This window comes from Mesorhizobium sp. M4A.F.Ca.ET.090.04.2.1 (assembly GCF_003999085.1).
Classification (GTDB): Bacteria; Pseudomonadota; Alphaproteobacteria; order Rhizobiales; family Rhizobiaceae; genus Mesorhizobium.
The window spans coordinates 1-4,820 of the sequence record NZ_RZOT01000476.1; the positions used below are offsets into that span (position 1 = coordinate 1).

7 protein-coding genes are annotated in these 4,820 nt (G+C 65.0%); 2 read left to right on the plus strand and 5 right to left on the minus strand.

All coding sequences use genetic code 11. The annotated features are described in order from the left end of the window. Nucleotides 1-320 (plus strand): Lrp/AsnC family transcriptional regulator (locus EN781_RS25970; RefSeq protein WP_145965626.1); only part of this gene is annotated, 320 nt, incomplete at its 5' end. Nucleotides 321-370: 50 nt separating this feature from the next. Here the strand turns inward: EN781_RS25970 and EN781_RS25975 are convergent. The 4 genes from EN781_RS25975 to aztA form a co-directional block, all read right to left on the minus strand. Next, nucleotides 371-709: a TIGR01244 family sulfur transferase gene (locus EN781_RS25975; RefSeq protein ID WP_126055042.1), complete on the minus strand. Its 339-nt coding sequence runs from the start codon at nucleotides 707-709 to the stop codon at nucleotides 371-373. Between the two features lie 169 nt (nucleotides 710-878). Further along, nucleotides 879-1,820: a zinc ABC transporter substrate-binding protein AztC gene (aztC, locus tag EN781_RS25980; RefSeq protein ID WP_127400467.1), complete on the minus strand. Its 942-nt coding sequence runs from the start codon at nucleotides 1,818-1,820 to the stop codon at nucleotides 879-881. Nucleotides 1,821-1,845: 25 nt separating this feature from the next. Continuing rightward, on the minus strand, nucleotides 1,846-2,721 hold the full coding sequence (gene aztB, locus EN781_RS25985) for a zinc ABC transporter permease AztB (RefSeq protein WP_126055040.1): 876 nt from the start codon (nucleotides 2,719-2,721) through the stop codon (nucleotides 1,846-1,848). Further along, complete coding sequence (gene aztA, locus EN781_RS25990) at nucleotides 2,721-3,554, minus strand: zinc ABC transporter ATP-binding protein AztA (RefSeq protein ID WP_126055039.1); 834 nt, start codon at nucleotides 3,552-3,554, stop codon at nucleotides 2,721-2,723. Before aztA ends, aztB begins: the two co-directional genes overlap by 1 nt. 233 nt (nucleotides 3,555-3,787) lie before the next feature. On the opposite strand from aztA, the gene EN781_RS25995 reads away from it, so the two are divergent. Beyond that, nucleotides 3,788-4,132 carry a RidA family protein gene (locus tag EN781_RS25995; RefSeq protein WP_126055038.1) on the plus strand — a complete coding sequence of 115 codons (345 nt, stop codon included), beginning with the start codon at nucleotides 3,788-3,790 and terminating at the stop codon, nucleotides 4,130-4,132. 46 nt (nucleotides 4,133-4,178) lie between these two features. Here EN781_RS25995 and hutC read toward each other — a convergent pair. Then, on the minus strand, nucleotides 4,179-4,820 hold a 642-nt coding region (gene hutC / locus EN781_RS26000), incomplete at its 5' end, for a histidine utilization repressor (protein ID WP_127400468.1).

The window sequence follows — 4,820 nt, forward strand, 5'->3', positions numbered from 1 at the left end:
GCTATATCAAGGGGTACCGCGCGGTGCTCGACCGGGACCGGCTGGGCTTCTCGCTGGTCAACGTCATCTCGGTGACACTGGCCACCCACAATCGTGACAACGCCCGGCGCTTCGGCGAGTTGGTGGCGCGGCTGCCTGAGGTTCAGGAGGCGCACGCGTTGACCGGGGAGATGGACTACATTCTGAAAGTGGTGACGCCCGATCTCAAATCACTGTCGGAGTTCGTCAACGGCGTGCTCCTGCCGCACGAATCCGTCCAGCATGTGAAGACGGCAATCGTGCTGGAGACGCTGAAGGAGACCGGCGCGCTGCCGATCTAGGGTGCGCTGATGTTCAGGTCAGGCCGGCCTGACCTGAATCTCAGCACACTTCAGCCCCTCGACTGCTGAATCAACCCATAGAGATTGGTGCAGCGGGCGCCGGAGCGGCAGTAGGCGAAGACCGGGCCCTCGAGCTCGTCGAGCGCCGCGGCCTGGTCCTGGACATTCTCGAAGGTGATCTGGCCGCTGATGACCGGGATGAAGCGGAAGGCGAGGCCGGCCGCCTCGGCCGCTGCCTTGACGCTTTCGGCCGAAGGCTGGCCGGGCTGCTCGTTGTCCGGCCGGTTGCAGATCACGCTCTTGAAGCCGGCTTCCTTGATGGCGGTGATATCGCTGGGCTGGATCTGGCCCGAGACCGAATAGTCGTCGCTGATCTCTCGGTATTCCATGGTCGTCCTCGCAATCTGGTCGCGCGGCAGTCTTGCCACTCCCGGAGCGAGCCGGCAACTGCTCCCGCCGATCGCGTATCGTCGCACGCCGCCGGCGTCGTCTTTGCAGATAGACATTCGCGGCGGAAAATCCAGCCGGACCATCACAATCCGGCTGGATGAGCGGACCTCAGCTGCCGAGGATCGCGCCTTTGATCTGGGCGATGTTGTTGTGCATCATGTCGATATAGGTCGAGGCTGGTCCGTCGGGCTGCGACAGCGCATCCGAATAGAGCGTGCCGCCGACCTTGATGCCGGTCTCGCTGGCGATCTGCTCGATCAGCCGCGGATTGGTGATGTTTTCGACGAAGATCGCAGCCGCCTTGTCTTGCTTCACTTGCTCGACCAGCTTGGCGACGTCGGCGGCCGATGGCTCGGAGTCGGTGGAAATGCCCTGCGGCGCCAGGAAGGCCAGGCCATATTCGTGCTCGAAATAGCCGAAGGCATCGTGCGAGGTGATGACGACGCGCTTCTCCTCGGGGATCGACTGGATCGCCGCCTTCACCTCGCCTTCCAGCGCATCCAGCTTCTTGGTGTAGGCCGCGGCATTGGTCTGGTAGCCGACGCAGCCATCGCTGTCGGCGGCGCAGAAGGCCTCGGCGATATTCTTCACATAGATCCTGGCATTGGCGATCGACTGGAAGGCATGCGGGTCGGTGACCGTCTTGCCGCCGCCGGTGGCGGCGCCTTCCGCCGCGTCCGCATCGGCGAATTCCGGCTTGAAGTCGATGGGGGTGACGCCCTTGGTCAAGGTAACGATCGAGGCCTTGGTGGCGCTGGCGTCGACCAGGCGCTGCAAATAGCCTTCGAATTGCAGCCCGTTGACCAGCACCACATCAGCGCCAGCCATCGCCACCGCGTCGGCCGGGCTCGGTTCGTAGACATGGGCGTCGCCATCCGGGCCGACGATGGTGGTGATGCTGACCCGGTCGTTGCCGACATTCTTGGCGAAATCCGCAATCACCGTGAAGCTCGCCACCACCTTGAGCGGCGCGGCGAAGGCCGAAGAAGCGCCAAGCGCGGTAAATGTTATAACGCTCAGGGCCAGGGCGGCGCGGAAGGATTTCAGCATTGGGCAGGTCTCCTTGCTTGGGGGATCAGGCGGTCCGGTGGCGATGGTGGACGATGCGGGCGCGCAGCGCGCCGCGCGAGCCGAACACGATCGAGAAGAAGTAGACGACGCCGGCCGACAGGATGATGGCCGGGCCGGACGGCAGCGAGGCGTGGTAGGAAAGCAGCAGTCCGGCGGTGCAGGAGGCGAAGCCGATCAGCACCGCCAGCACGCACATAGGCTCGACGCGCACCGTCCAGAAGCGGGCGGCGGCGGCCGGCAGCATCATCAGCCCGACCGACAAAAGCGTGCCTAGCGCCTGGAAGCCGCCGACGAGGTTGAGCACCACCAGCCCCAGGAAGATGAAATGCACCGGGCTGCCCATGCGGCTCACCGAGCGCAGGAACAGCGGGTCGAGGCATTCGGCGACCAGCGCCCGCCAGAAGATCGTGAGGGCGACCAGCGTGACCAGCACGATACCGCCGATCAGCGTCAGAGCCTCGTTGTTGAGCGCCAGCACCGTGCCGAACAGCACATGCATGAGATCGACACTGGAGCCGCGGATCGACACCATCAGCACGCCGACGGCGAGCGAGATCAGATAGAAGGCCGCCATCGAAGCGTCCTCGCGCTGGACGGTGAAACGCGAGACAGCGCCGGCGCCGAGCGCGACGATAATGCCGGCGATCAGCCCGCCTATGGTCATCGGCAGGATTTCCAGCCCGTAGAGCAGGAAGCCTGCGGCCGCACCCGGCAGGATGGCGTGCGCCATGGCGTCGCCCGACAGGCTCATGCGCCGCAGCATCAGGAAGACCCCGACCGGACAGGCGCCGAGCGACAGCAGCAGCGAGCCGAACAGCGCTCGCTGCATGAAGGCGAAATCGGCAAAGGGCGCGATGAAGAGGCCGTAGAGAAAGTCCATCAGGCGGCCCTCGGCCCGGAGCCGTGGTCATGATGGTGATCATGCGCATGGGTATGGGCAGGGCCGTGATGGTCGTGCCCGTGATGGTCGTGATGATGGTCGTCGGGCTCGCACCAGGGCGCGTTCTCTTCCCATGCTTCATGGAAGCGCCGCGCCTTGAGAAGGTTTTCCGGCCGCAGCGTTTCCTTGGTCTCGCCCCAGGCGACCGGCTGGCGCGCAAGCAGCAGCGTCTCGGGGAAATTGTGCCGAACGAGGTCGAGATCGTGGACGACAACCATGATCGTGCGCTCCTCGCCATGCCAGCGCTTGATCAACTGGATCAGGTCGCCGACCGTCTTGGCGTCGACGGCGTTGAACGGCTCGTCGAGCAGGATGAGGTCGGCGTCCTGCAGCAGCACGCGCGCAAACAGCGTGCGTTGCAGCTGTCCGCCGGACAGCGTGTCGATCGGGCGCGTCTCGAAGCCGCCGAGGCCGACCGCCAACAGCGCCTTGCTGACGGATTCGCGGTCCTCCTTCGTATAGCGGCCGAGCAGGCCGCGCTTCGGCCACAAGCCGAGCGAAACCAGGTCGACCACCCGCGCTGGGAAAGAGCGGTCGAGTTCGGACTGCTGCGGCAGATAGGCGGTGCGCACGCCGGGGGCGCGGGTGACCGCGCCTTCCATCGGCTTCAGCACGCCAACAATGCCCTTCATCAGCGTCGACTTGCCCGAGCCGTTGGCGCCGACGACAGCCGTCAGCGACCCCTTGCGGATGACGCCATCGAGGTGATGGATCGCCGGGTGGCTGCCATAGCCGAGCGTCAGGTCGCGAAAGGTCAGGCAGGCATTGGTCATCGGTGGTCCGTTGGGGCGGTAGCCCATTGTTCGAGCGGTTCAACTCGATATGTGATGTTATTACATTAGTCAACAAGATGGCCCGACGCAATTTGGTCACGGCCGGTCAACTCGCCGTGTACGCAACGGGCAGGGGCCACACAATTGGCTCAATTGGTTTCGTCCCTGCCGGCCTTGCCCGAAACCGGCGCGGACTCTAAAGAGGCGCGACCGATAATAGGAAGGAACGCCCCATGAGCATTCGTCGCATCGATGTTGGCCCGCGCATGAGCCAGATCGTCATCCACGGCAACACCGTCTATCTGGCCGGCCAGGTCGGCGAGCCCGGCGGCAATGTCGCCTCGCAGACCCGCGACATCCTGAAGACCATCGACGAATTGCTGGCCAAGGCCGGAACCGACAAGACCAAGATCGTGCAGACCATCATCTGGCTGGCCGACATGAGCACCTTCGCCGAGATGAACGCGGAATGGGACAAGTGGGTGCCGCAGGGCCATACGCCCGCCCGCGCCACCGGCGAGGCCAAGCTGGCCGGCCCGGAATATCTGGTCGAGATTATTATTACGGCGGCGATTTAAGGCGCGGCGCCCGAACTGCCAATCTCCCCCACGAGGGGGAGATCACTCATCCCTGCGACGGCGTGAACCGCGCCACCAGCGTGTGGCTCTCGGCCGGATAAATAAAGCGCACATGCGTCACCGGGTGCTCGGCGCTCCAGGTGCGACGCTCGACCACCAGGCACGGCGCGCCGGGGTCTATATCGAGCGTGTCGGCGACATGGTCGTCCGCGGCGGTGGCGCGGATGCGATGCTCGGCCTCGCTCCACGGCACGCGGCCGATCAGCCAGGGGCCGGGCGCGATGGCCAAAAAGTCCTCCTCGCCGGCCTCCGCGACCGCGGCGAGATTGATCAGCCGCTGCTCATGCGCGAAGGGCCGCTGGCCGGCGAAATGCAGGCATTCCAGCGAAAGCACCAAGCCTGGGGCGGAAAGCCCCAGCAGTGACCGGTCCTCGGCGCTGCTGCGCCGCTTCAGCCGAGCCATCCTTTCATAGCGATAGGGCAGGCCGAGCGCTTCGACCTCGATCCGGATGTCGTGCAGTTCCAGCACCGCCGCCTGCGACTGCGGCTGGCGGACAAAACTGCCGGAACGGCGGCGGCGCTCGATCAGCCCGGCCTTGGCCAGCTGCGACAGCGCCTTGTTTACCGTCATGCGCGAGCAATTGTATTCAGCTGTCAGCTCGTGCTCGAACGGAATCCTGTGTCCGGG